The sequence below is a fragment of the uncultured Georgenia sp. genome (assembly GCF_937958535.1).
Classification (GTDB): domain Bacteria; phylum Actinomycetota; class Actinomycetes; order Actinomycetales; family Actinomycetaceae; genus Oceanitalea.
Genome location: NZ_CALGNQ010000047.1, coordinates 1 through 2818, shown reverse-complemented (window position 1 = coordinate 2818; position 2818 = coordinate 1). Strand labels below are relative to the sequence as shown.

General features: G+C 71.1%; 4 protein-coding genes. 1 reads left to right on the top strand and 3 read right to left on the bottom strand.

The features are described from left to right. Nucleotides 1-36: 36 nt before the first annotated feature. The 3 genes from Q0195_RS03005 to Q0195_RS02995 form a co-directional block, all read right to left on the bottom strand. Nucleotides 37-1368 carry an MFS transporter gene (locus Q0195_RS03005; protein WP_299274327.1) on the bottom strand — a complete coding sequence of 444 codons (1332 nt, stop codon included), beginning with the start codon at nt 1366-1368 and terminating at the stop codon, nt 37-39. After that, the gene (locus Q0195_RS03000; protein WP_299274324.1) at nt 1365-1820 is read right to left on the bottom strand and encodes a MarR family transcriptional regulator; all 456 of its coding nucleotides are present in this window, start codon (nt 1818-1820) and stop codon (nt 1365-1367) included. The genes Q0195_RS03005 and Q0195_RS03000 overlap by 4 nt, the downstream gene beginning before the upstream one ends. 78 nt (nt 1821-1898) lie before the next feature. Continuing rightward, the gene (locus Q0195_RS02995; RefSeq protein ID WP_299274322.1) at nt 1899-2447 is read right to left on the bottom strand and encodes a nuclear transport factor 2 family protein; all 549 of its coding nucleotides are present in this window, start codon (nt 2445-2447) and stop codon (nt 1899-1901) included. A gap of 163 nt (nt 2448-2610) precedes the next feature. Between Q0195_RS02995 and Q0195_RS02990 the strand changes: the two genes are divergently transcribed. Beyond that, nucleotides 2611-2818, top strand: a 208-nt coding sequence (locus tag Q0195_RS02990) for a hypothetical protein (RefSeq protein ID WP_299274320.1), incomplete at its 3' end; no start/stop codon positions are given.

Below are 2818 nucleotides of genomic sequence, written 5' to 3'. Positions count from 1 at the left end.
GTCGAGCAGGGGGCACCGCGCGACCGGGCGTCCTCGTCACATGACGCTGGCGTTCTCCGCGTCCGACGCACCCAGCCGCGCCTTGGCCTCCTCGCGGGAGCGGGCGCGCTCCCCCGGGCCGACCATCGTCAGCCGCGGCCGGTGCCGCAGCCGGTAGTGCACCTCGACGTCCCAGTGCCGCTTGGCCCACAGGGCCGCCGCCACCGCGACGAGGATCGCGGCGACCGAGCCGATCCCCACGGACCAGCGGGCACCGAAGGTCTCGGCGATCCACCCGACGATGGGCGCACCGATGGGCGTGGTGCCGAGGAAGACCATCATGTACAGGCTCATCACCCGGCCCCGGAAGACCGGGTCGGTGGACATCTGCACGGTGGCGTTCGCGGCCGTCATCATCGTCAGCGAGGAGAAGCCGACGGGGATCGTCATGAGCGCGTACAGCTCGTAGGACGGCATGAGCGCCATGAGGCCGGAGGAGACTCCGAAGGCGAAGGCCGCAGCGAGCACGAGACGCACCCGCGGCCGCTTCCGACGCGCCGCCAGCAGCGCCCCGCCGAGCGAGCCGATCGCCATGATCGAGCCCAGCACGCCGTACTCGCCCGCCTGGCGGTCGAAGACCTCGCGCACCATGACGGCGCTGGTCATCTGGAAGTTCAGCCCGAGGGCTCCGACGACCCCGACGACGACGAGGATCGTGACGATGTCGCTGCGGCCCCGCACGTAGGCCAGCCCCTCCCGGATCTGCCCCTTCCCACGGGAGGTGTGCGGCAGCTCGTGCAGCTCGTCCTTCCGCATGAGGGTGAGGGACAGGATCGTGGCGGCGAAGCTCAGCGCGTTGATGATGAAGACCCATCCCGGGCCGACGACGGCGATGAGCAGGCCGGAGACGCCGGGCCCGATGAGCCGGGCGGCGTTGAAGGAGGCGCTGTTGAGCCCGACGGCGTTGGGCAGGCTCGCGGGCGGCACCATCTCGGCGACGAACGTCTGGCGGACCGGGTTGTCCAGGGCTGTCACGATGCCGAGGAGCAGGGCGAAGACGTACACGTGCCACAGCTCGGCGTACCCGCTGAGTACGAGCACACCCAGGGCGGCGGCGAGGATGCCGAGCGCGGACTGGGTGGCGATGAGCAGCTTGCGCCGCGGCAGCCGGTCGGCGAGGAGGCCGGCGTACGGGCTGAGCAGGAGCATCGGGACGAACTGCAGCCCGGTGACGATGCCGATCGCCAGCCCGGAGTCGTCGGACAGGACGGTGAGCACGAGCCAGTCCTGGGCGATGCGCTGCATCCAGGTGCCGACGTTGGCGACGAGGGCACCGGCGAACCAGAGGCGGTAGTTGAAGAACTTCAGTGAGGCGAAGGTCGATCTCATCCGTCCGCCACCTGCCGAAGGATGGCGACAGCCTCCGCGAGGGTGGCGCGCTCCTCGGCACTGAGGCTACGCAGACGGTGGTCGATCCAGGCGTTGCGGCGGCGTCGGGTCTCCTCGATCTCCGCGGCTCCCTTCTCGGTCAGCTCGATGTGTACCTGTCTCCCGTCGGTCGGGTGTGCGCTCCTCGTCACCAGACCGGCGCTCTCGAGCGCGGCGATGGTGCGGGTCATGGTCGGCGGTTGCACGCCCTCGCGGTCGGCGAGTGCGCGCGGCGTCGACGGTCCGTGGCGGTTCAGTCCGGCGAGCACGCAGTACTGGGTTTCGCTGAGGTCTCCCGGCCCGGCCTCGGACTTCATCCTGCGGGACAGGCGCAGGACGGTCACGCGCAGGTCGGATGCCAGGTCGATGGCCTGGCTGCGGCTCGCCGTCGTCGAGGGCGAGGTTGTCGGCATGGCATCCAGTCTAGATCGTTAGTTGATCGAACGAAATAGCCTGCCCGGTGAGGTCCGACACCCACGCCGGCCGCGCGGTCAGACCGCCGACCGGTCGGTCCGCCCACCACCCTGGCGCATCCTCTCCCCGGGAGTCGTGTCCGATACAGCGCTGGTCCGCGGCGGGAAGCCCCCGACCGCGGTGACCTGCTCCCACGCCAGCTCCCACCCGTCGGCGCCCCGCTCGTAGCGGTAGGTGCTCCAGGCGTCGTGCTCGAGCTCACCCATCCCTTCGGCGGCAACGTGGATGAAGGACCGGTAGGTGACCACCGCGACGTCACCACTGACGACCACGTCCATGTCCGAGACCGGCTCGAAGGCGAGGAAGTCGAGGTCACCGGAGGCGACGGCGTCCAGGTACTGGTCCCGGCTCATGCCGTCACCGGGCGGCGGCACGAGTCGGTAGTCCTGCGCGTGCAGCGCCTCGAGGACCTTCATGTCGGCGTCGACCAGGGCAGCGAGGCGCGTCAGGTCGGCGTCGCGCAGCTCCTCGAGGTCGGCGGGTTCCCGGCCTGTCTCGGCGCCGTCGGCGGCCTCGGGGTCGTCGCACCCGGCGAGCAGCAGGGACATCCCGACGAGTGCGGGCACGGCCGCCCGGGCACCGGTCCGCCCACGGCCCCGGCGGTTCGGTTGTGGACACATGGGACTGCTCCTCGTCCGGTGCGGCACTCGCACACCCATGTGTCCCAGGGTCGGCCGCGGAGCCGCTCGGGCCTATCCCAGATCCATGGGGTTCCCGTACGATGTGTGGGTGGCGACCGTCTGGGCACGGACGCGGAGCCGCGAGCGGCTCGAACGCCTGACCGCCTCGACGACGGGCAGCGAGGAGCTCCAGCGCGAGGTCGTCGCCGACCTCAGGCGCACCATCGGGTTCGACCGTTGGTGCTGGCCCTCCGCCGACCCGACCACGCTGCTGCCGGGCCCGGGCCTGGCCGAGCACGACGACGGCCCGCTGCTGC

Excerpts from the sequence above, each read along its gene's own strand:
- Q0195_RS03005 (WP_299274327.1), bottom strand. The coding sequence starts at position 1,368 with ATGAGATCGACCTTCGCCTCACTGAAGTTCTTCAACTACCGCCTCTGG.
- Q0195_RS03000 (WP_299274324.1), bottom strand. The coding sequence starts at position 1,820 with ATGCCGACAACCTCGCCCTCGACGACGGCGAGCCGCAGCCAGGCCATC.